This window comes from Streptomyces sp. NRRL S-337 (genome assembly GCF_000720175.1).
Taxonomy (GTDB): Bacteria; Actinomycetota; Actinomycetes; order Streptomycetales; family Streptomycetaceae; genus Streptomyces; species Streptomyces siderophoricus.
Window position 1 is genome coordinate 46,910 of sequence record NZ_JOIX01000056.1, and the last position, 20,745, is coordinate 67,654.

The following is a 20,745-nucleotide window of genomic DNA, read 5'->3' on the forward strand; positions in this document are numbered from 1 at the left end:
ACAGCGATGTCCCACGAGGTAACCGGCGGGGCTCAGGAGCCTGAGACCCCGAACCTCGACTTCGCAGGTACCACCCCGTACGAGGACTACGTCCAGGCGGACGTCCTCACCCATCTCCAGCAGCCGCTCTCCGACGATCCCGGCGAGATGGTCTTCCTGGTCACCACCCAGGTCATGGAGCTGTGGTTCACCGTCATCGTCCACGAGTGGCGGACCGCGGCCGAGGCGCTGCGCCGCGACGACCTGCCGGTGGCCATCGACGCGCTGCGGCGCTCCGCGTACGAGCTGGAGGCGCTGAACGCCGCCTGGAAGCCGCTGGCCAAGCTGACCCCGGCCCAGTTCAACGCCTACCGCAGTGCGCTGGGCGAGGGTTCGGGGTTCCAGTCGGCGATGTACCGGCGGCTGGAGTTCCTGCTCGGTGAGAAGTCCGCGTCGATGCTGGTGCCGCACCGCGGCGCCCCCCGCGCGCACGCCGAGCTGGAGAAGGCGCTGCACGAGCCGAGCCTGTGGGACGAGGTGCTGCGGCTGCTGGCCCGCCGCGGCCACCCGGTCCCGGCGGCCGTACTGGAGCGGGATCCCGCGCAGCGCTACGAGCCGGACCCGGCGGTGGAGGCCGTCTGGGCGGAGATCTACGCGGGGGAGCAGGAGTCCGAGCTGGTCCGGCTGGGCGAGGCGCTGACCGAGGTGGCCGAGCTGGTCTGGCGATGGCGCAACGACCATCTGGTCGCGACCCGGCGGGCGATGGGCGCGAAAATGGGTACCGGTGGTTCCGCGGGCGTCGCCTGGCTGGAGAAGCGGGCCCGCAAGAACGTGTTCCCCGAGCTGTGGACGGCGCGCAGCCATGTCTGAGACCCCCGAGATGCCCGCGGCTCCCATGCCCGGGAGCGAACTGGCGATACGCGCGACGGAGTTGGACGCCGCCGATCCGCTCGCCGCGGTCCGTGAGCGGTTCGTCCTCGACGACACCGTCTATCTGGACGGCAATTCCCTCGGCGCGCTGCCCCGCGCGGTGCCCGGCCGGATCGCCGACGTCGTCGCCCGCGAGTGGGGCGAGCTGCGCATCCGCTCGTGGACCGAATCCGGCTGGTGGACCGCCCCCGAGCGGATCGGCGACAAGATCGCTCCGCTGATCGGGGCCGGCCCGGGCCGGGTGGTGGTCGGCGACTCGACCAGCGTGAACATCTTCAAGGCCGTGGTCGGCGGGGTCCGGATGGCCGGGAAGGGCTGTACGGAGATCCTCGTCGACGCCACGACCTTCCCGACCGACGGCTACATCGCCCGGTCGGCGGCCCGGATGACCGGACTCGCGGTGCGGCCGGTGGAGCCGGCCCGGATCGCCGACGAGGTCACCGAACGCACCGCGGTCGCGCTGGTCAACCACGTCGACTACCGCACCGGGCGGCTCAACGACCTGCCGTCCATCACCACCGCGCTGCACTCCGCGGGCGCGCTGGCCATCTGGGACCTGTGCCACAGCGCGGGCGCCCTGCCGGTCGGCCTCGACGCCCACGGCGTGGACCTCGCGGTCGGCTGCACGTACAAGTACCTCAACGGCGGCCCGGGTTCGCCCGCGTACCTCTACGTCCGCGAGGGGCTCCAGGAACGGTTCGAGTCGCCGCTGCCGGGCTGGAACTCGCACGCCGACCCGTTCGCGATGGACCCCGGCTACACCCCCGGCGACGGCATCGTGCGCGGCCGGGTCGGCACCCCCGACATCCTGTCGCTGCTGGCGCTGGAGGCGGCGCTGGAGGCCTGGGACGGGGTGTCCATGGACGACGTACGGGCCAAGAGCCTGGCGCTGACCGACTTCTTCCTGGAGTGCGTGGCCGCCCATGTGCCGCCGGGCCGGGTCCGGTCGGTCACCCCGGCCGACCACCGGCAGCGCGGCAGCCAGGTGGCGCTGCAGTGCCCGGGGGCCGGTGAGGTGATGGACGAGCTGATCCGCCGCGGTGTGGTCGGCGACTTCCGCCACCCGGACGTGCTGCGCTTCGGCTTCACCCCGCTCTACACCTCCTTCGCGGACGCGGAGCGGGCGGCGCGGGTGCTCGGCGAGGTGCTGGGCGCGCAGCCGGACGCGGTGGCGCCCGGGACCGTCGGGTGAGCGCGGCGGACGAGGAGTCGGCGCTGCTGGGGCTCGCCCCGGTGGCGCCGGACCGCACGCTGGCCTACGGGCCGCACCCGGACCAGGTCGTCGACCTCTACGGCCCGTGGGGCGCCGCCGCCGGTCCACCGGTGGTGCTGCTGCACGGCGGGTTCTGGCGCGCGGCCTACGACCGGTGTCATCTGTCGCCGCTGGCCGCCGCGCTGGCCGGGCAGGGGCGGCCGGTCGCGCTCGTCGAGTACCGCAGGGTCGGTGCGGGCGGCGGCGCACCGGGGACCTTCGAGGACGTGGCGGCCGGCATCGAGGCGGTGGCGGCGCAGGATCCCGGCGCCGGCGGTCCGGTGCTGGTCGGGCACTCGGCGGGCGGCCATCTCGCGCTGCTCGCCGCGGCCCGGCCCGGCACCCCGCTCGCCCACGTGCTGGCCGTCTCGCCGGTCGCCGACCTGGCGCGCGCCCATGAGCTGGGCCTCAGCGACGGGGCGGTGGCGGAGCTGCTCGGACCGGCACCCGGTCTGGCGGAGCGCCTGGCCGCCGCCGACCCGATGCGCCATCCGCCGGCCGGCGTCCCGGTGACGCTCCTGCACGGCACCGACGACCCGGACGTCCCCCTGGAGCTCTCCCGCCGGTACGCCGCGGCGCACCCCGGCAGCGCCGAGCTGAGGGAGCTGCCGGGCGTCGGGCACTACGCCCCGGTGACACCGGGCACCCCGGCCTGCGCCACGCTGTGCGGGCTGCTGCCGGGGCCCGTTCCGCGGTGATCCCCGGCACCGCGCCGACCAGGTAGTACTTGAGACGGACCCCGGCAGATCCCCTTCGGTGGGGACGCCCGGCGGTCCGTCTCTGCTTACCGTTGTCTGCGTGAACGAGAAGACCCAGTCGCAGGGCACCCTGCGCTCAGAGGCCCGGATAGCCCGCGGTGCGCTGCACCGGCTGCGCCAGGACCTGTTCGTCGACGCCTTCGCCTTCCGCCCGATGCCGCCGCTGGAGGACGCCAAGGTGTCCCGGTGGGTCCCCTGGCTGCCGGAGCGGCTGCGGCACTGGCTGCGCTGGCTGCCGCACCTCATGGTCGGTTTCTTCTCGGTGTGCGTCTTCCTGGCGTCCTTCACCATGGGCTACGACATGGGGCCGGTGCGCGGCACCCTGGTCGGCGGCTTCTCCCTGCTGGTGGCCGCCGCGCCGGCGCTCACGCTGTTCCGGCCGGTGGGCGCCTACTGGCTGGCGCTGGGCGCGTTCGTGGCGTCGGTCGTGGGCGTTGCGCTCATCTCCGACTACCCCAGTGCCTTCAGCGGCACCGCCTTTCCCACGCTGCTGGCCGTGATGACGCTGGTGGTGCTGCGCACCCGGCCCCGGATGGCGGTGGAGATGTGGCTGGTCACCCTTGCGGTGGGAGCCGTGGTGCTGGCGGTCACCAGGAACGACTCGGGGGATCTGGGGCCGGTGATGGTCTTCAGCGGCATGGTGCTGATCTGCGCCGCCGCGGTCCGCGCCTGGCGCGAGGAGCGCCGGCAGGTCGTCGAGACGCTGACCGCGACCGCCGAGGAGCGGTCCCGGCGCACGCTCCTGGAGGAGCGCGCCACGATCGCCCGTGAGCTGCACGACGTGGTGGCCCACCACATGTCCGTGATCGCCATCCAGGCGGAGGCAGCCCCGTACCGGGTCGAGAACACCCCGCCCGAGCTCGCCACGTCCTTCGCCACGATCCGCGAGAACGCCGTCGCCGCGCTGACCGAACTGCGCCGCATCCTGGGCGTGGTCCGCTCCGAGGATCCGGACGCCTTCGCAGAGGTCGATCCGGAGGCCCCGCAGCCGACGCTGGCCAGCCTCGAATCGCTGCTGGACAGCGTCCGCGGCGCCGGGCTGACCGTCGAGGCGGTGATCACCGGTGCGCCGCGTCCGCTGCCGCAGGGCGTCGAGCTCTCCGCCTACCGGATCGTTCAGGAGGCGCTGAGCAACACGCTGCGCCATGCGCCGGGCGCCGACGCCCGGGTGGAGATCTCCTACGTGCTCGGCGGGCTCGGCCTGCGGATCATCAACGGCGCCCCGAGCCGGCTGGCCAAGCCCTCCCCGGGCGCGGGCCACGGCGTGCTGGGCATGCGCGAGCGGGTACAGATGCTGGGCGGCGAGATGACCGCCGACCACACCGAGGACGGCGGTTTCGAGGTCGCGGCGTTCATCCCGGTCGCCGCGTCCGAGGCCACTGCGAAGGGGGGTGCCGCATGATCCGGGTGCTGATCGTCGACGACCAGGTGATGGTTCGCGAGGGGTTCTCCGTCCTGCTCAACGCCATGCCGGACATCGAGGTCGTCGGGGAGGCCGTGGACGGCCGCCAGGCGGTGCGGAAGGTCGCGGAGCTCAAGCCCGACGTCGTCCTGATGGACATTCGCATGCCGGAGATGAACGGTCTGGACGCGACCCGCGAGATCGTCGCCGCCGACGCGGACGCCAAGGTCCTGGTCCTGACGACCTTCGATCTGGACGAGTACGTGTACCAGGCGCTGCGCGCCGGGGCCAGCGGCTTCCTGCTGAAGGACGCCTCGGCCGGTCAGCTCGCCGAGGGCGTGCGGATCGTCGCCTCCGGCGAGGCACTGCTGGCCCCGACCGTCACCAAGCGGCTGATCTCGGAGTTCTCCCGGCTGGGGACGCCCCGCGCCCCCGCCCAGGAGCGCATCGCCGATCTGACGGAACGCGAGACCGAGGTGCTGGTGCTGGTCGCCCAGGGCCTGTCGAACGGGGAGATCGCGGCCCATCTCGTCGTCGCCGAATCGACGGTGAAGACGCACGTCAGCCGCATCCTGGTGAAGCTCGGCCTGCGCGACCGCACGCAGGCGGCGGTCTTCGCGTACGAGGCCCGGCTGGTGACACCGGGGGCCTGACCCGCCTCTGCGTCCACAGCCTGTGGACACGAGTACGCGGCCGGAGTCCGCTACAGCTCCGGCCGCGTACGTCTGTGGGTGGTGGTTTCACGTGAAACGGCGCCCTACGTCGGCGAGTTGGGGTTTCACGTGAAACGGCGGCGTGCATCCGTGCGTTGCCGTTTCACGTGAAACCGCCGGGCGGGATCAGCCGATGTCGCGCCGGCGGAACCCGGCCAGGCCGGCGGCGAGGAAGACGGCGGAGAGCGCGAGCAGCCAGACGAACGGGGCGGCGGTGGCGTGGGTGCCCGGGAGCTTGGGCAGGTGGCCGTAGGGCGAGAGGTCCATGGCCCACTGGGGGAGCCTCAGCGACGGGCCGATCCAGCCGAGCGCCAGGCAGCCCCCGACCACCGCCCACACGGCCGTGGTGGCCCGGGGCAGCAGCCCGAAGGCCAGCACCGCCAGGCCGGTGAGCGTCCAGACTGCCGGCACCTGGGCGAGCGCGGCGGCCAGCACCGGCCCCACCCGGCCGGCGTCGCCGACCGAGATGCCGTACGAGATGCCGAGCGCCAACCCGCCGAAGCCGAGGACGACGACCGTGCCGGCGTAGGCGACGGCCAGGTGGCCGGCGGCCCAGCGGAGCCGGCCCACCGCGCCGGCCAGCACCGGTTCGGCCCGGTCGGCGGTCTCCTCGCCGCGCAGCCGGAGCACCGCACCGGCCGCGTAGATCGCGGCGACCATGCCGAGCATGCCGACCATCGTGGCCAGGAAGGCGTCGGTCAGCCGCGCCTGCCCGCCCATCCGCTCGAAGATCTCGCGGGTCCGCTGGTTGCCGCCGACCATGTCGGACGCGCCCTTCGCGATCCCGCCGAAGACCGCGCCGGCGCACACGTAACCGAGCGTCCAGCCGCCGAGGGTCGTCCGCTGCAGCCGCCAGGCCAGGCCGAACGGCCCGGCCAGCGAGCGCGGGGCCCGGGCCGGACCGGGCCGGGCCGGCAGGAAGCTCATGCCGAGGTCGCGGCGGGCGGTGAGCGCGTAGGCGGCGGCCACGGTGAGCGCGGTGCCCGCCAGGAAGAGCAGCAGCGCCCCCCAGCGCTCGTCGGCGTACGCCCGCAGGTTCTCCGCCCAACCGAGCGGCGCGGCCCAGGTGAGCGGGGAGCCGGCGGTGGCGTCGGCGGCATCGCCCGCGCCGCGCAGCGCGAAGGCGAGGCCGAGCACCGCGCCGGTCAGCCCCTTCGCCATCCGGGCGCTCTCGGTGAGCTGCGCGGCGATGGCGGCCAGACCGGCGAACAGCATGCCGGTGCCGCCGATGGCGAGCCCGAGGGCCAGCGAACCGGCGGCCGGCCGACCGGACCGGGCGAGCCCCGCCGCGATCAGCACGACGAGCACGGCGTTGGCGAGCAGCGCCGCCAGCAGGGCCGCGGTCAGCGGCGCCCGACGGCCCACCATCGCGGCGGACAGCAGCTCCTGACGGCCCGTCTCCTCCTCCTCACGGGTGTGCCGCACGACGATCAGCAGGCTCATCACCGCGGCCAGCACCGCCCCGAACCCGGCCATCCGCCAGGCGATCAGGCCGCCGAGGGAGTCGCTGAAGACGGGGCCGTACAGCGCGCGCATCGAGCCGTTGGTGGTCATCGAGCCGGCCAGTTGGGCGCGCTCGGCGGCGGTGCCGTAGAGCGCTTCGAAGGACGAGCCCAGGCTCGCCACGACCAGGCCGAGGCCGAGCACCCAGGCCGGGATCATCACCCGGTCGCGGCGCAGCGCGAGCCGCAACAGGACGCCGGTACCGGCCAGTTGGCGGGAGCGGGCGGTGCCGGCGGGCACCGCGGCGGCCACCGCGGTCATCGGGCGACCGCCGTCTCGTCGCGGTCGGCCCCGCCGCGTACGTCGTCCTGGTAGTGCCGCAGGAACAGCTCTTCCAGGGTGGGCGGGGTGCTGGTCAGGCTGCGTACCCCGGAGGTGGCCAGCGACCGCAGCACGGCGTCGAGCTTGCCGGTGTCGACCTGCAGCCTGACCCGGTGCCCCTGGACGTCCAGGTCGTGGACACCGGGGAGCGCGGCCAAACCTCCCCCGGCTACCGCTGGGGGGACCCCGTCAGGGCCGGCCAGTTCGGCGACGATCGACGTACGGGTCAGGTGCCGCAGCTCGCCGAGCGAACCGGACTCGACCGTCCGCCCCTTGCGGATGATGCTGACCCGGTCGCAGAGCGCTTCCACCTCGGACAGTACGTGGCTGGAGAGCAGCACCGTACGGCCGCGGTCGCGCTCCTCGATGACGCAGGTCTGGAAGACCTCCTCCATCAACGGGTCGAGCCCGGAGGTCGGTTCGTCGAGGATCAGCAGGTCGACGTCGGAGGCGAAGGCGGCGACCAGGGCGACCTTCTGCCGGTTGCCCTTGGAGTACGTGCGCCCCTTCTTGGTCGGGTCGAGCTCGAAGCGCTCCAGCAGCTCGTCCCGCCGCGCCCGGTCCATCCCGCCGCGGAGCCGCCCGTAGAGATCGATGACCTCGCCGCCGGAGAGGTTGCGCCACAGGGTGACATCGCCGGGGACGTAGGCGACGCGGCGGTGCAGGGCGACGGCGTCGTGCCAGGGATCGCGGTCCAGGAGCCGGGCGGTGCCGCGGTCGGCGCGCAGCAGACCGAGCAGCACGCGGATGGTGGTGGACTTCCCGGCGCCGTTGGGCCCCAGGAATCCGTGTACCTCGCCGGCCTCGACGGTGAGGTCGAGGCCGTCCAGCGCACGGGTCCGCCCGAAGGACTTGTGGAGACCGTCCACCCGGATCGCGGGAGCGGGAGCGATTGGCTTGGTCATGCTTCGGAAGCTACGCGAGTTTCACAAATTTGTGAAGTTAAGAAACCGTATAAAGTTGAGCGGGGTGGCGCTGATCAGGGGAGAGGATGCGGACATGAGCAATGCGGAACGTGCGGCAGGTACGGACAGCGGCGACGGGCGGCGGACTGCCGACCCACGCGCCCAGGAGGCGATCTCCCAGTTCGTCGAACGGTTCGCGGCCCAGATGGTGGACGCCGGGATGGCCCGCATGCCGGCCCGCGTCTTCGCCTGCCTGCTCGCCTCCGACTCCGGCGTCCTGACCTCCGCCGAGCTGGGCGAACGGCTCCAGATCAGCCCCGCCGCGGTGTCCGGCGCGGTGCGCTACCTCTCCCAGGTCGACATGATCAGCCGCGAACGCGAGCCGGGCTCCCGCCGCGACCGCTACCGCGTGCACAGCGACCAGTGGTACGAGGCGCTGACCCGCCGGGAGAACGTCATCGCCCGCTGGGAGGGCACCCTGCGCGAGGGCGTGGAGAGCCTCGGCCCCGACTCCCCGGCCGGCCGCCGGCTCAACGAGACCCTGGTCTTCTTCGCCTTCCTGCAGAAGGAGCTGCCCGCCCTGCTGGACCGCTGGCGCGACCACCGCGACCAGCTGCGCGCCGGTTACGACGGCGCCGACGGCTGAGCCCGGCGGCCGACGGCCCCACCGCTCGGCGCGCAGACGAGAGCCTCACCCCCGCCGCTCCCAGCTCATCCCCGCCGCTCCCCGCTACCCCCGCCGCGGCAGCTGCAGCCGCCAGGCCCCCGGCTGCACCGTCCACGTACGGGTCCGCACCGGCCCGCCGACCACCGCGTCCGCCCGGTAGTGGAAGTCCGCGCCGGACACCGTCACGGTCCGCGCCCGGGCCCGTATCGGATGCCCGCCGCCCGGCCAGTGCACCACGACCTCGGCCAGCTCCCCGCCGCCGTCCCGGCGGTCCCCCTGACCGTCGCCGTCACCCACGCCGCGACCGGCCCCGGTCCCCGGCCACCCCGTCCCGGCCTGCCCGCCCGGCACCACCGACACCCCGCGCACCGGCCGGTCCAGATCCGCCAGCAGCACCCCGTCCGCCTCGATCCGCAGCCGCTGCTCCGGCACCCGCACGCGCCGCCCGCCCGCCGCCCCGGCCTCCGTACGGGACGACCCCCAGAACCCGGCCGCCGGTGCCAGCAGCGCCAGCGCTGACCGCGCGGTCCGGGCGGCCGGCCCCCACCACGGCCGGTGCCCGTCGGCGCCCGGCCCCCCGGCCGACGGCCCGTCCGCCCCGGCGGACCCCGCGCCCACCGCGCCCTCCGTGTGCTCCCCGGCATCCACCGGCCCGGCCGCACCCGGCACGAACACCCGGTGTCCCGGGCCGTCCGCCGCCCGCCGCCCGCCGTTCCGTCCGCCGTCCCGCCCGCACGGGATCCGCAGCCCGCCCAGCACGATCCCGCCGCTGTCGTCCGTCAGCAGGTCCATCGCCCGCTCCACGCCGTCCAGCACCGTCCGTGCCGCGGCGACGGTGTCCTGCGGGACACCCAGCGAGCGGCTCAGCGCCACCGCGGCCGGCGCCCCCACCGGGACCATCGACACCGGCACCCCGGCCAGCTCCCGCTCCCTGTGCAGCAGCCCCACGACCCGCAGCAGCGCCCGGTCGTCGCCGATCACCACCGGCCGCCGCTGCCCCCGCCGGGCCAGCGCCCGCGCGAACTCCTCCGGCCCCTCCGGCAGGCAGATCTTCGCTCCCGCGCCCGCACACAGGACGTCCTTCGCGATGCGCACGGATTCGCCGTCGGTCCTGCGCGCGACCGGATCGATGACCACGAGCAGGGGGTACCCCCGAACGGAGTCCACGGGAGAGTGCCCAGAAGGCTGCGCCGACACCTCGGTCCTTCCTCAGGTAGCATCTCGGTGCAAGAGCCCCTTGCGCTATTGCGCCAGGGGCTTCGTCTATTCCGGGGCACCGGTTCGACGGCTGCAGCGATGACGGACGCGTGAACACGCAACGCCACGCCATCCACGCACGTTGGACATGCCCCGCCCGGAAGGGGTGTACGCCTGTGCCCGCACTTGTGCTGCTCGGTGCTCAGTGGGGTGATGAGGGCAAGGGGAAGGCCACCGACCTGCTCGGTGGATCCGTCGATTACGTGGTGCGCTACCAGGGCGGCAACAACGCCGGCCACACGGTCGTCGTGGGCGACCAGAAGTACGCGCTGCATCTCCTCCCCTCCGGAATCCTCTCGCCGGGGTGCACCCCGGTCATCGGCAACGGTGTCGTGGTCGACCCGGCGGTCCTGCTCTCCGAGCTGAGCGGACTCAACGAGCGCGGCGTCGACACGTCCAAGCTGCTGCTCAGCGGTAACGCGCACCTGATCACGCCGTACAACATCACCGTCGACAAGGTGACGGAACGGTTCCTCGGCAAGCGGAAGATCGGCACCACCGGTCGCGGCATCGGCCCGACCTACGCCGACAAGATCAACCGCGTCGGCATCCGCGTCCAGGACCTCTACGACGAGTCGATCCTCACGCAGAAGGTCGAGGCGGCGCTCGACGTCAAGAACCAGCTGCTGACCAAGCTCTACAACCGCCGCGCCATCGAGGCCGGCCAGGTCGTCGAGGAGCTGCTCGGCTACGCCGACCAGATCAAGGGCTACGTCGCCGACACCACCCTGATCCTCAACAACGCCCTCGCCGAGGACAAGGTCGTCCTCTTCGAAGGCGGCCAGGGCACGCTGCTGGACATCGACCACGGCACGTACCCCTTCGTGACGTCCTCGAACCCGACCGCCGGCGGCGCCTGCACCGGCACCGGCGTCGGCCCGACGAAGATCAGCCGGGTCATCGGCATCCTCAAGGCGTACACCACCCGCGTCGGCGCCGGCCCGTTCCCCACCGAGCTCTTCGACGAGGACGGCGAGGCCCTGCGCCGCATCGGCGGCGAGCGGGGCGTCACCACCGGCCGCGACCGCCGCTGCGGCTGGTTCGACGCGGTCATCGCCCGCTACGCGACCCGCGTGAACGGCCTGACCGACTTCTTCCTCACCAAGCTCGACGTGCTCACCGGCTGGGAGCAGATCCCGGTCTGCGTGGCGTACGAGATCGACGGCAAGCGCGTCGAGGAGCTGCCCTACTCGCAGTCCGACTTCCACCACGCGAAGCCGATCTACGAGACCCTGCCGGGCTGGTCCGAGGACATCACCAAGGCGAAGTCCTTCTCCGACCTGCCGAAGAACGCCCAGAACTACGTCAAGGCACTGGAAGAGATGTCCGGCGCCCCGATCTCCGCCATCGGCGTCGGCCCCGGCCGCGACGAGACGATCGAGATCAACTCGTTCCTGTCGTAGGGGCAGGGACCGCCTGAACCAAGGGCCCGCACACCGTCGGTACGTGACGGGGCGCGGGCCCTTTGCGTGCGCGCTCCCTGTGCTCGAACGAGTGATCTGGGGCGGAATATGCCCATGGCACCTCCGCTCCCGGCCATGCTGGCTTTCCTCTCGAAAGGAGTGCAGCATGACGGTTATGGCCGAGCGCATGTCTCACATGTCGGTGGAGGACTTCGAGCAGATCGCCTCCGCCGCGCCCGAGACCGTCACGTTGGAGTTCATCGGCGGACGGATCGAGGAGAAGTGCGTGCCGGACGGGGATCACGGAACGATCATCATGTGGCTGATCAGGCAGTGCATGCAGGGTCGCCCGGAGCTGGACCTCGACCCAACCCAGGGGCTGAAGGTCGGGGAGTACCGCAAGGGCCGGGTCCGGCCGGACGGCTCGCTCGCGCCCATCGGGCACTTCGCAGGCCAAGGTGAGTGGGCCGGCACCGACGGCGTCCTGATGACCGTAGAGGTCACCTCCTACGACGGCGACACCGACCGCCGTGACCGGCAGGAGAAGCCCACCGCCTACGCGGCCGCAGGCATTCCCGTCTACCTCCTCATCGACCGCGATGCCTGCCAGGCCGTCGTCCACACCCACCCCAGCGCAGAGCTGGGTTGCTACCTCGACGTCCACCGGGCCCCCTTCGGCGAGCAGGTCACCCTCCCCGACCCGGTCGGCATCACCCTCGACACCGAGCCCCTGAAGACCTACGTCCGCTGACGGCGCGGGACGGGGGTCGTCTCCTCCTCCGTCCCTTCCTTTACCGGGACTTGGCCGATATCCGGCGCTTGTGGATGCCGAATTCCGTGTGGCGGAACTCGGCGCGCTCGTGGAACGTAGAAGCAGCACGAGCACCGCTTGTTCGCCCGCACGATCGCCCGTCCTCATCCTGCGCGCCAAGGAGACCGTGTGATTCCCGCCGTACGAGCCCTCGCCCGCGCCGCCATGGCCGCGCGTCCGGTACCGCTCGCCGACGTCCAGTCACGGGCCGAACTCCTCAGCCGTTTCGGACGCAGCTACCTCGTCCCGGTCGAGCTGTTCGCCGACTTCGCGGCCGAACTCACCGACCGGCGCCGGCCCGACGGCCCGTTCGCCGTGCTGTGCATCAACGGACGGCGCTGGTTCCGCTACCGCTCCGTCCACTACGACACCCCCGACCTGCGCTTCTTCCACGACCACAGGGAGGGCGACCGGCCCGGCTACCTGATCCGCGAGCGGCGCTACGAGGACACCGGGCAGCGGCAGTTCGAGATCAAGCTGACGGGGCGGCGCGGCGAGACGGTCAAGCACCGGCAGCCCCTGCTGCCCGGCGCCCCGGCCCTGAGCCCGGCGGCCCGCGGCTTCCTGGCCTCCGTACTGGACCGCTCGTACGGAATCAGCGCGCCGGCCGACCTGGGCCTGGCCCTGGAAACGGAATACACCCGCACCACGTTCGTCGCGGACGGCCAGCGCATCACGTGCGACGCGGCGCTGCACTGCCGGGACCTGGCGACCGGCCGCGCGGTACGGGCCGACGGCGGGCTGGTCCTTGTCGAGACCAGGACCACCGGCCGGCCGACCGCGGCCGACCGGCTGCTGCTGCACGGCCACGGTGTCGTGGCGGCCGACTTCACCAAGTACTGCGGCGGCCTGTCGGCCCTCCGCCCGGATCTGGCTGCGACCCATTGGCGGAAGGCCGTCCACACGGTCTTCCCGCCGGCTACGGCCTGTTCATGAACCCGTCCGCGCGGACCGCCCCGACGAACGCGGCCCATGAACGGGCGGCGAAGACGAGCGCGGGTCCGTGGGGGTCCTTGGAGTCACGGACGGGGACGATGCCGGGGAGGTTGGGGGCGACCTCGACGCAGTCGCCACCTTCCTTGTTGCTGTAGCTGGACTTACGCCAGGCCGCGGCGCCGGGAAAGCCTTCGGCCACCTCGACGCAGCTGCCACCCTCCTCGTTGCTGTAGCTGGACTTGCGCCAGACGGTCAGCGTGGAGACGTCCGGTAAGTGCCTCTCAGCGCTCATGCTCGTACCTCTTCGCCTTGACTCCCGCGACGAACGCCGCCCAGGAGCGGGCCGGGAAGACGAGCGCGGGACCGCTCGGGTCCTTCGAGTCACGGACGGGGACGATGCCGGGGAGGTTGGGGGCGACCTCGACGCAGCTGCCACCCTCCTGGTTGCTGTAGCTGGACTTGCGCCAGACGGCGGCGCTCAGATCGGGACGGGATGCGCTCAGCAAGGTAGGTCCCCTCCATGACGGATCGGATCATGTCGAGCGACATGATCGGCGGCAGTGCCAGTGCCCGCAGCCGATCGTAAGTCACCGCGAATTCCTTCACCTCCTCTGGTTCTTCGAAGAGTTGGCCACGGTGGCCGTTCTCGATGTACGCCACCTCGGAGCCGTCCGGCATGGTCGGGATCTCCAGCGACCAGCCCAGGGCTGAGTGTGCCCCGCTGCTGTACGGCAGTACCTGCAGCGTGATGCGCGGGTCGTCGGCTGCGCTCAGCAACCGTGCGAGCTGGTCTCGCATCACGGCCGGGCCGCCAATGGGTCGCATAAGGACTGCCTCGTCCAGGATGACCCACAGTTCCGGTGCGTCGGGCTTGGTCAGCCGAGCCTGACGACCGAGTCGAGCGGCCAGCCGTTCCTCCAACTGCTCGGGGCTCTTCAACGTCAGGCCCACGCTCAGGACTTCGCGGGCGTAGTCCTCCGTCTGGAGCAGGCCGGGCACCACGGCCGCGGCGTACTGCCGGATGGCCACCGCCCGCTCCGAAAGCGCCATGAACTTCCGTGACCAGTCCGGGAACGTCTCCCGGTGGACGTACGGCCACAGATCGACGAGCAAGCCATCGGCGGCGAGGGCCCCGTCCAGGGCCTGCGCCAGCTTCAAGGTCGGCTTGGAGCCCGTCGTGCGCTCGACCTGATTGATCCGCGTGCTGTGCGTATGCGCGCGTTTTCCCAGTTCGGACTGGGTGAGGCCGGCCGCTTCGCGGAGTCTGCGAACGCGCAATCCGAAGAGCGCTGCGATGGATGACGAGGGGTCAACTTCGTTGGCCAAAGGGTCACTTCCGTCCTTACGGCTTGAGAAGTAAGGAGCTACCACCTTCCGCAGCCTATGCCGCACGGCAACGATGTGAGCACGGAACGTAGTCATCCGCACGACAGACCCCCGCGACCGTCGCAACCGGTCCGGGGGCATGGTCAACGCGCAATTTCGAGAGAGAACGTCGACATGTTTCAGCGTATTGCCCGCCGCCTCGCGCGGTGGGGGCTTCTCCCAACTCCCCGTCCGCAAGGGCGCCATCGCGCCGTATGCGGCGGGCGGCACCCTGCCGTCACCGAGCCCCGGGTGCCGATGCCCCGCCGCCCCCACCGACCGGAGATCGAGACCCCCCTCGACGGCGACGCCTCCCCCCTCGTCCGCCCCTACCTCGTCGCGCACGAGCAGCGCGAACGGCGAAAGGCGCTGCTGCTGGCCACGCTCGGGGTCGACGCCCCCGGCCCGTACTGGATCCACGGTGTGGAGGTCGCCCGATGAGCGGGGGCGAGGGCGAGGGGCGGCCGCTGCCCCTCCGCATGTGCGTGCGCTGCGAGCGGATCACGGACGAGCCCGTGCTCGTCGCCGAGGTGCACGGGAACAGCAGGCCCGGCTGGAACGTCTACGCGTGCCCCGGCTGCGCGCCGCACGTGCCCGCGGCGCCCGATCCGCTGGTGGTCCTGGAGGCCCTGCTGGGGCGCCGGAGGGGCGGGCCGCGGCGGTGAGCGGGCCCGTGGGGAGCGGCCTGGAGCTTCCTCCAGGCCGTAGACAGTGTGTCTGTGGGCGTGGTGTGCGCCATACAGACTGTCGGTACCGGCGCGCGGGCCGTGATCCCTACGCTGGGGACGTTCGCCGTGCCGATCCCTCGGCGGACCCGAGCGACCCGATCCGAGGTACTGACCGTGACCACGACGCACCCCTCTCCCGCCGCCGATCCCGCCGCCGACGACAACAGCAGCGCGAAGCGCTTCCAGGGAAGGGCGGGGGTGGGCGACGGGCGGGCGGTCAAGGCCGCCGACCGCGCGCACGTCTTCCACTCCTGGTCCGCGCAGGGCCTGATCGACCCGCTGCCGATCGCCGGTGCCGAGGGGTCCTACTTCTGGGACTACGACGGCAACCGCTACCTCGACTTCTCCTCCCAGCTGGTCAACACCAACATCGGCCACCAGCACCCGAAGGTCGTCGCGGCGATCCAGGAGCAGGCCGGGAAGCTGTGCACGCTCGCGCCCGGGTTCGCGGTGGACGTACGGTCCGAGGCCGCGCGGCTGATCGCCGAGCGCACCCCCGGCGACCTCGACAAGATCTTCTTCACCAACGGCGGCGCCGAGGCCGTGGAGAACGCCGTCCGGATGGCCCGGCTGCACACCGGACGCGCCAAGGTGCTGTCCGCCTACCGCTCGTACCACGGCGCGACCGCCGCGGCGATCAACCTGACCGGTGACCCGCGCCGCTGGCCCTCCGACACCGCCTCCGCCGGCGTGGTCCACTTCTGGGGCCCGTTCCTGTACCGCTCGCCGTTCCACGCGGAGAACGAGCAGCAGGAGTGCGAGCGCGCCCTGGCGCACCTGGAGCAGACCATCGCCTTCGAGGGTCCGCAGTCGATCGCCGCGATCATCCTGGAGACCGTCCCGGGCACCGCCGGCATCATGGTCCCGCCGGCCGGCTACCTCGCCGGGGTCCGCGAGATCTGCGACCGCTACGGCATCGTCTTCATCCTCGACGAGGTCATGGCCGGCTTCGGCCGGACCGGCGCGTGGTTCGCCGCCGACCAGTTCGACGTGACCCCCGACCTGCTCACCTTCGCCAAGGGCGTCAACTCCGGCTACGTCCCGCTGGGCGGCGTCGCGATCAGCGCCGAGATCGCCGCGACCTTCGAGACGCGGCCGTACCCGGGCGGGCTGACGTACTCCGGCCACCCGCTGGCCTGCGCCTCCGCCGTCGCGACGATCAACGCGATGGCCGAGGAGCGGATCGTGGAGAACGCGGCCGAGATCGGCGAGAAGGTCATCGGGCCGGGGCTGCGCGCGATCGCCGAGCGGCACCCGTCCGTGGGCGAGGTCCGCGGCCTGGGTGTCTTCTGGGCCCTGGACCTGGTCAAGAACAAGGAGACCCGCGAGCCGCTCGTGCCGTACAACGCGTCCGGCGCGGCCAACGCCCCGATGGCCGAATTCGCCGCGGCATGCAAGCGCGGTGGGCTCTGGCCGTTCGTCAACATGAACCGCACCCACGTCGTCCCGGCCTGCACGATCACCGAGGCCGAGGCCAAGGAGGGTCTCGCCGCCCTCGACGAGGCGCTGACCGCCGCGGACGCGCACACGCACTGAGGCTGCGACCCGCAGTGAAGGGCGCCGACGCGCACACCGCCGCCTGAGCGGCCGCCGCGCGCAGCGGCACCCCGCGGCCCTCGCCTATGGTTGGCGGGGGCCGCTGCCATCCGCGGTCAGGGACGGCGAAGGAGACGCACACGATGGCCGCCGGCGGAGACAGCACAGTCATACGTCGCAGCACGCTGCGTCAGCAGATCGCCGACGCCCTGCGCGACGAGGTCCTGGCGGGCCGGCTGCCGTGCGGCCACCCGTTCACCGTCAAGGAGATCGCCGAGCAGTACGGCGTCTCCGCGACCCCGGTCCGCGAGGCGCTGCTCGACCTCTGTGCCCAGGGGCTGCTCGACGTCGAACAGCACCGCGGCTTCAAGGTCCACGCCTTCACCGCCGACGACTTCCGGGCCATGGTCGAGGCCCGCACCCTGGTCATCGAGGGGATCTTCCGCAGCGGCGCCCAGGAGGCGCTCGCCGCCACCCCCGCCGAGGTGCTGATCTCCATCCGCCGCCGCGCCGACGAGGCCGAGCGGGCCGCCCGGGCCGGCGACCTGGACGTGCTCATCGGCTACGACCTGCGGTTCTGGCGCGAGCTCGGCAACATCGTGAACAACACCTACATCAGCGACTTCCTGGACCGGATTCGGGTCCAGACCTGGATGTACGCGGTGCCGGTGCTGCGCCGCGCCCCCGACCTCACCAACCGCCTGTGGCAGGGCCACTGCGCCCTGGCCGACGCCCTGGTCCGGCGCGACCTGTCCGCCGCCCAGCGGCTGATCGCCGAGTACAACGCGCACGCGCTGGCCCTGGTCCGTTAGCCGGTAACCGTCCGGTGCGCCCGCTCTCGTCGGATGGCGCCGCGGGCACTACGCTGTCCCGACTCGGCCGTAATGGGCCGCACCCGTAGCTGTGCGTGCGCCGGTGTCCTTGTCCCCGACCGGAAGCGAGTCCTCACCCGTGGCATGTGACCTGTGGCTGGTACCCCTCGTCGATGTGCTGTGCCACAGCCCCGACAACCCGTTCTCCGAAGAGATCGCCGCCTACGACAAGGCCCTGACGGAAGCGGGACTGCCACCGGTCCCCGTCTTCAGCTACATGCCGGGCCTGTCCGGGGACGTCGCCCCCATCGCGGGCTTCGACTACGACGCACTGCACTTCCTGCGCCGCGCCTACCTGCTGCGGCTGTGCGGCCTGGAGGTCACCCCGGTCGACGAACTGGGCGGTGACTACGAGCAGTTGCTGGAGATGTTCGAGACCACCGCGCAGCAGTCCCACCTGGTCTGGCACTACGACCACGCGGGCGCGTACGTCCCGGTCGACTTCCCGCATCCGCTCGCCAACGACGAACTGCTGGAGGGCGGCGGCCCGCTGGGGTCCTCGCACGGGCTGCTGCGGGACCTGGAACTGGTTGCGCCATCCCTGGGTATCGATCCGGCCAATCCGCCGGCCGCGCCGGAGCCGCCGGCCGGGCCGACCTCTCTGGAGGAGCGGGCGGGCGCGGTGCCCATGGACGACGGCCCGTTCGCCCGGGAGCGCCACGTCTGGCTCGGCCTGCACGCGGCGGCGACCCGCAGCCTGGGCCAGGGCTCGATGATCGTCTTCAGCTGACCGGTCGGCTTCGGCGGACCGGACGTCTTCGGCCGGCCGGTCGTCTCCGGTTGGTCCGTCGTCTTCGATTGAGCCGTCGTGTTCGCCAGAGCCGGAGCCGTCGCCTTCGGTCGGTCCGGCGACGGCGGGGGGTGCGCCATGCCGCTGCCCCGCCCGCCGTCGCCGCCCCGTCTTCCTCAGCGCGGCGGTTCCGGCGGCCGCTGGCGCGGCATGTTCGGGCGGCCGCGGTGCGGCAGCGCGTACCGGCCCGCGAGCCCGGCGTGTTCCTGGCGGGGGACAGCCCACGGGGCCATGGACTGGGTGGCCCGCGGCACCGCGCCGGTCCGGAACTCCGCCATCCAGTCGGCCGTCTCGGTCCGCACCAGCTCCCCGAGGTCCTCGTTGAACCGCCGGAGCAGCCCCAGACAGCGCTCGGCCGCCTCGCTCGCGGTGCCCTCCGTCGGGCCGAGCACCTCGCGCACGCCCTCCGAAGCCCAGTCGAACTGCAGCGCCTCCAGCCGCCGGTGGATCGCCTGCGCGGTCGCCAGGTCCCGCATCCAGCCGGCCGTCACCCCGAAATACCGGTCGCAGCCCACGCACACCGCCGCCAGCAGCAGCGACAGACAGCCCCACGGTGCCCCGCCCTCCCACGCCCGGGCCAGATCCAGCAGCGGCAGCACCCCGCCCCCCGTGACCCCGGCCGCGGCGCCCAGCCGGAGCGCCCGGGCGCCCCGGCGCTTGGCCACCCGGTCGTGCAGGTACCAGTCGGCGGCGCGCAGCGCGCCGTCCTCGGTCCAGAGGTAGAGCGCGTCGAGGCGGTCGCCCGGCTCGCCCCAGCCGCCCGCGGGGAAGGCCCGCCCGGAGACGTCCCGGCGGGCCCGGCCCCGGACGCCGTACCGGCGGAGCGGGCGGCCCTCCTGCTGAGGGGGCCCCTCGGGCTGCATCTCCGGCTGACTCACCCGGGCACTCCCTCTCTGCGCGCTCTGCGGAACGGATACGTACGGTGCCTGCGATGGGGTCCCTCCCACGCCTTTCGGGCTATGGGGAGTACGGGAGGGCCGTCGCGCGCCGCCCCCTTTCCTACCGCCGAACGGCTGGCCCCAGCTCCAAGATCACGCTATTTCCGCCCAGAAGTGGTGCGGGGTCGGGTAGGGAACGGCACGGAATCTCACCCGAAAGAGTTGCCGCCGCGGTGACGGAAGGTTTCCGGACCGCCCGTCCGCCGTCCGGCCGTCCGGGCCACTCGTCTAGGCTGCCTGTCGTGAAGGTCCTCGTCATCGGCGGCGGCGCCCGCGAACACGCCCTGTGCCGCTCTCTGTCCCTCGACCCCGACGTCACCGCGCTGCACTGCGCCCCCGGCAACGCCGGCATCGCCGAGGTGGCCGAACTGCACCGGGTCGACGCCCTCGACGGCCGGGCCGTCGCCGACCTGGCCGCCGGCCTGGCGGCCGACCTGGTCGTCGTCGGTCCCGAGGCCCCCCTGGTGGCGGGCGTCGCGGACGCGGTCCGCGAGCGCGGCATCCCGGTCTTCGGCCCGTCCGCCGACGCCGCCCAGCTGGAGGGCTCCAAGGCCTTCGCCAAGGACGTGATGGCCGCCGCGGCCGTCCCGACCGCCCGCAGCTACGTCTGCACCACCCCGGAGGAGATCGACGAGGCCCTGGACGCCTTCGGCGCGCCCTACGTGGTCAAGGACGACGGGCTGGCGGCCGGCAAGGGCGTCGTGGTGACCGACGACGTGGACACCGCCCGCGCCCACGCGCTGGCCTGCGACCGCGTCGTCATCGAGGAGTTCCTCGACGGTCCGGAGGTCTCGCTCTTCGCGATCACCGACGGCGAGACCGTCGTCCCGCTCCAGCCCGCCCAGGACTTCAAGCGCGCCTACGACGGCGACCAGGGCCCCAACACCGGCGGCATGGGCGCGTACAGCCCGCTGCCCTGGGCCGACCCCAAGCTGGTCGACGAGGTCATGGCGAGCGTGCTGCAGCCCACCGTCGACGAGCTGCGCCGCCGCGGCACCCCGTTCTCCGGTCTGCTCTACGCAGGTCTGGCGATCACCTCCCGCGGGGTCCGGGTGATCGAGTTCAACGCCCGCTTCGGCGACCCGGAGACCCAGGTGGTCCTGGCCCGCCTCAAGACGCCGCTCGGCGGGCTGCTGCGGGCCGCCGCCACCGGCAACCTCGCCGCCCTGCCGCCGCTGCGCTGGAGCGACGACGCGGCCGTCACGGTCGTCATCGCGTCCCACAACTACCCGGACACCCCGCGCACCGGCGACGTCATCGAGGGTCTGGCCGAGGTCGCCGCGCAGGACGCCCCCGACGCCTACGTGCTGCACGCCGGCACCAAGCTCGACGAGGCCGGCGCGGTGCGCAGCGCGGGCGGCCGGGTGCTGTCCGTCACCGCCTCCGGAGCCGACCTCGCCGCCGCCCGTGAGCGCGCCTACCGGGCCGTGGCCCGGATCTCCCTGGACGGCTCCCAGCACCGCACGGACATCGCCGCCAAGGCCGCCGCGGAGGCCCAGGGCGCCTGAGACGCCCGCGCCGTGGGTCCCGCGCCCCCGGGCCCACGGCGCCCCACCGCCGGTTCCCGGCTTTGCCCAAAGCCATTCCATCGAGTGACCACGTCAGATTCCGGCTGACGGGACGGAGCCCCCCAACTAGGGTGCCGCGCAAGCGTCCTGCGGCCGCCGCGTCCGATACCG

The 20,745-nt window shown here is 72.8% G+C and carries 21 protein-coding genes and 1 pseudogene; 15 read left to right on the top strand and 7 right to left on the bottom strand.

Features of this window, described 5'->3' with window-relative positions; translation table 11 throughout:
* The first annotated feature begins 6 nt into the window (after nucleotides 1-6).
* From IG62_RS0129525 to IG62_RS0129545, 5 genes are all read left to right on the top strand, one after another.
* Nucleotides 7-849 (top strand): tryptophan 2,3-dioxygenase family protein, encoded by an 843-nt coding sequence (locus IG62_RS0129525; protein WP_030809928.1) that lies wholly within the window; start codon nucleotides 7-9, stop codon nucleotides 847-849.
* Nucleotides 842-2,101: a kynureninase gene (kynU, locus tag IG62_RS0129530; RefSeq protein WP_030809931.1), complete on the top strand. Its 1,260-nt coding sequence runs from the start codon at nucleotides 842-844 to the stop codon at nucleotides 2,099-2,101. The genes IG62_RS0129525 and kynU overlap by 8 nt, the downstream gene beginning before the upstream one ends.
* Nucleotides 2,098-2,859, top strand: coding sequence for an alpha/beta hydrolase family protein (locus IG62_RS0129535; RefSeq protein ID WP_037839596.1), 762 nt, complete (start codon nucleotides 2,098-2,100; stop codon nucleotides 2,857-2,859). Before kynU ends, IG62_RS0129535 begins: the two co-directional genes overlap by 4 nt.
* 148 nt (nucleotides 2,860-3,007) lie before the next feature.
* A complete protein-coding gene (locus tag IG62_RS0129540) occupies nucleotides 3,008-4,321 on the top strand; it encodes a sensor histidine kinase (protein WP_030809937.1) in 1,314 nt (437 codons plus the stop codon).
* Nucleotides 4,318-4,974, top strand: a complete 657-nt coding sequence (locus IG62_RS0129545; RefSeq protein ID WP_030414463.1) for a response regulator — start codon at nucleotides 4,318-4,320, stop codon at nucleotides 4,972-4,974. Before IG62_RS0129540 ends, IG62_RS0129545 begins: the two co-directional genes overlap by 4 nt.
* Nucleotides 4,975-5,160: 186 nt before the next feature.
* Here IG62_RS0129545 and IG62_RS0129550 read toward each other — a convergent pair whose 3' ends face one another.
* Both IG62_RS0129550 and IG62_RS0129555 read right to left on the bottom strand, forming a co-directional pair.
* Nucleotides 5,161-6,798: an ABC transporter permease gene (locus tag IG62_RS0129550; RefSeq protein ID WP_030809940.1), complete on the bottom strand. Its 1,638-nt coding sequence runs from the start codon at nucleotides 6,796-6,798 to the stop codon at nucleotides 5,161-5,163.
* Nucleotides 6,795-7,763, bottom strand: coding sequence for an ABC transporter ATP-binding protein (locus IG62_RS0129555; protein ID WP_030809943.1), 969 nt, complete (start codon nucleotides 7,761-7,763; stop codon nucleotides 6,795-6,797). Before IG62_RS0129555 ends, IG62_RS0129550 begins: the two co-directional genes overlap by 4 nt.
* A gap of 94 nt (nucleotides 7,764-7,857) precedes the next feature.
* Between IG62_RS0129555 and IG62_RS0129560 the strand changes: the two genes are divergently transcribed.
* Entirely contained in the window at nucleotides 7,858-8,409 is a 552-nt protein-coding gene (locus IG62_RS0129560; RefSeq protein WP_030809946.1) for a GbsR/MarR family transcriptional regulator, read from the top strand.
* An 84-nt stretch (nucleotides 8,410-8,493) separates the two neighbouring features.
* On the opposite strand, the gene IG62_RS0129565 is transcribed toward IG62_RS0129560, so the two are convergent.
* Nucleotides 8,494-9,567, bottom strand: a complete 1,074-nt coding sequence (locus IG62_RS0129565) for a hypothetical protein (protein WP_030809949.1) — start codon at nucleotides 9,565-9,567, stop codon at nucleotides 8,494-8,496.
* 236 nt (nucleotides 9,568-9,803) lie between these two features.
* Between IG62_RS0129565 and IG62_RS0129570 the strand changes: the two genes are divergently transcribed.
* The 3 genes from IG62_RS0129570 to IG62_RS0129580 all read left to right on the top strand — a co-directional run bounded on the left by IG62_RS0129570 (nucleotide 9,804) and on the right by IG62_RS0129580 (nucleotide 12,837).
* Nucleotides 9,804-11,090, top strand: a complete 1,287-nt coding sequence (locus tag IG62_RS0129570; RefSeq protein ID WP_030809951.1) for an adenylosuccinate synthase — start codon at nucleotides 9,804-9,806, stop codon at nucleotides 11,088-11,090.
* Between the two features lie 166 nt (nucleotides 11,091-11,256).
* Nucleotides 11,257-11,841: a Uma2 family endonuclease gene (locus IG62_RS0129575; RefSeq protein ID WP_030809955.1), complete on the top strand. Its 585-nt coding sequence runs from the start codon at nucleotides 11,257-11,259 to the stop codon at nucleotides 11,839-11,841.
* A gap of 189 nt (nucleotides 11,842-12,030) precedes the next feature.
* Nucleotides 12,031-12,837, top strand: a complete 807-nt coding sequence (locus tag IG62_RS0129580; protein WP_030809958.1) for a VTC domain-containing protein — start codon at nucleotides 12,031-12,033, stop codon at nucleotides 12,835-12,837.
* Here the strand turns inward: IG62_RS0129580 and IG62_RS0129585 are convergent.
* From IG62_RS0129585 to IG62_RS0129590, 3 genes and pseudogenes are all read right to left on the bottom strand, one after another.
* Entirely contained in the window at nucleotides 12,821-13,129 is a 309-nt protein-coding gene (locus IG62_RS0129585) for a DUF397 domain-containing protein (protein WP_037839598.1), read from the bottom strand. The two genes, IG62_RS0129580 and IG62_RS0129585, sit on opposite strands and share 17 nt — an antisense overlap.
* A pseudogene (locus IG62_RS49160) lies at nucleotides 13,119-13,250 on the bottom strand (DUF397 domain-containing protein); the annotation flags it as partial. The gene IG62_RS0129585 and the pseudogene IG62_RS49160, both read right to left, overlap by 11 nt.
* Nucleotides 13,219-14,163, bottom strand: coding sequence for a helix-turn-helix domain-containing protein (locus IG62_RS0129590; protein WP_420711128.1), 945 nt, complete (start codon nucleotides 14,161-14,163; stop codon nucleotides 13,219-13,221). The pseudogene IG62_RS49160 and the gene IG62_RS0129590, both read right to left, overlap by 32 nt.
* A gap of 291 nt (nucleotides 14,164-14,454) precedes the next feature.
* Between IG62_RS0129590 and IG62_RS49950 the strand changes: the two genes are divergently transcribed.
* The 5 genes from IG62_RS49950 to IG62_RS0129615 all read left to right on the top strand — a co-directional run bounded on the left by IG62_RS49950 (nucleotide 14,455) and on the right by IG62_RS0129615 (nucleotide 18,068).
* On the top strand, nucleotides 14,455-14,643 hold the full coding sequence (locus IG62_RS49950) for a hypothetical protein (protein ID WP_051798761.1): 189 nt from the start codon (nucleotides 14,455-14,457) through the stop codon (nucleotides 14,641-14,643).
* Entirely contained in the window at nucleotides 14,640-14,867 is a 228-nt protein-coding gene (locus tag IG62_RS42460) for a hypothetical protein (protein ID WP_037839600.1), read from the top strand. Before IG62_RS49950 ends, IG62_RS42460 begins: the two co-directional genes overlap by 4 nt.
* A gap of 177 nt (nucleotides 14,868-15,044) precedes the next feature.
* Entirely contained in the window at nucleotides 15,045-16,466 is a 1,422-nt protein-coding gene (locus tag IG62_RS0129605; RefSeq protein WP_420711129.1) for an aspartate aminotransferase family protein, read from the top strand.
* A 143-nt stretch (nucleotides 16,467-16,609) separates the two neighbouring features.
* The gene (locus IG62_RS0129610) at nucleotides 16,610-17,278 is read left to right on the top strand and encodes a GntR family transcriptional regulator (protein ID WP_030809980.1); all 669 of its coding nucleotides are present in this window, start codon (nucleotides 16,610-16,612) and stop codon (nucleotides 17,276-17,278) included.
* A gap of 139 nt (nucleotides 17,279-17,417) precedes the next feature.
* A complete protein-coding gene (locus tag IG62_RS0129615; RefSeq protein ID WP_030414475.1) occupies nucleotides 17,418-18,068 on the top strand; it encodes a hypothetical protein in 651 nt (216 codons plus the stop codon).
* Nucleotides 18,069-18,244: 176 nt separating this feature from the next.
* Here the strand turns inward: IG62_RS0129615 and IG62_RS0129620 are convergent, their stop codons facing one another.
* Nucleotides 18,245-19,006, bottom strand: a complete 762-nt coding sequence (locus IG62_RS0129620; protein WP_030809982.1) for an SLATT domain-containing protein — start codon at nucleotides 19,004-19,006, stop codon at nucleotides 18,245-18,247.
* A 302-nt stretch (nucleotides 19,007-19,308) separates the two neighbouring features.
* Between IG62_RS0129620 and purD the strand changes: the two genes are divergently transcribed.
* Nucleotides 19,309-20,574 carry a phosphoribosylamine--glycine ligase gene (gene purD / locus IG62_RS0129625; protein ID WP_030809984.1) on the top strand — a complete coding sequence of 422 codons (1,266 nt, stop codon included), beginning with the start codon at nucleotides 19,309-19,311 and terminating at the stop codon, nucleotides 20,572-20,574.
* Nucleotides 20,575-20,745: the final 171 nt, after the last annotated feature.

What these genes read in the sequence shown, in the direction of transcription:
- IG62_RS0129550 (WP_030809940.1), bottom strand. Translation starts at nt 6,798, where the DNA reads ATGACCGCGGTGGCCGCCGCGGTGCCCGCCGGCACCGCCCGCTCCCGC.
- kynU (WP_030809931.1), top strand. Translation starts at nt 842, where the DNA reads ATGTCTGAGACCCCCGAGATGCCCGCGGCTCCCATGCCCGGGAGCGAA.
- IG62_RS0129545 (WP_030414463.1), top strand. Translation starts at nt 4,318, where the DNA reads ATGATCCGGGTGCTGATCGTCGACGACCAGGTGATGGTTCGCGAGGGG.
- IG62_RS0129575 (WP_030809955.1), top strand. Translation starts at nt 11,257, where the DNA reads ATGACGGTTATGGCCGAGCGCATGTCTCACATGTCGGTGGAGGACTTC.
- IG62_RS0129585 (WP_037839598.1), bottom strand. Translation starts at nt 13,129, where the DNA reads ATGAGCGCTGAGAGGCACTTACCGGACGTCTCCACGCTGACCGTCTGG.
- IG62_RS0129525 (WP_030809928.1), top strand. Translation starts at nt 7, where the DNA reads ATGTCCCACGAGGTAACCGGCGGGGCTCAGGAGCCTGAGACCCCGAAC.
- IG62_RS0129560 (WP_030809946.1), top strand. Translation starts at nt 7,858, where the DNA reads ATGAGCAATGCGGAACGTGCGGCAGGTACGGACAGCGGCGACGGGCGG.
- IG62_RS0129610 (WP_030809980.1), top strand. Translation starts at nt 16,610, where the DNA reads ATGGCCGCCGGCGGAGACAGCACAGTCATACGTCGCAGCACGCTGCGT.
- IG62_RS0129555 (WP_030809943.1), bottom strand. Translation starts at nt 7,763, where the DNA reads ATGACCAAGCCAATCGCTCCCGCTCCCGCGATCCGGGTGGACGGTCTC.
- IG62_RS42460 (WP_037839600.1), top strand. Translation starts at nt 14,640, where the DNA reads ATGAGCGGGGGCGAGGGCGAGGGGCGGCCGCTGCCCCTCCGCATGTGC.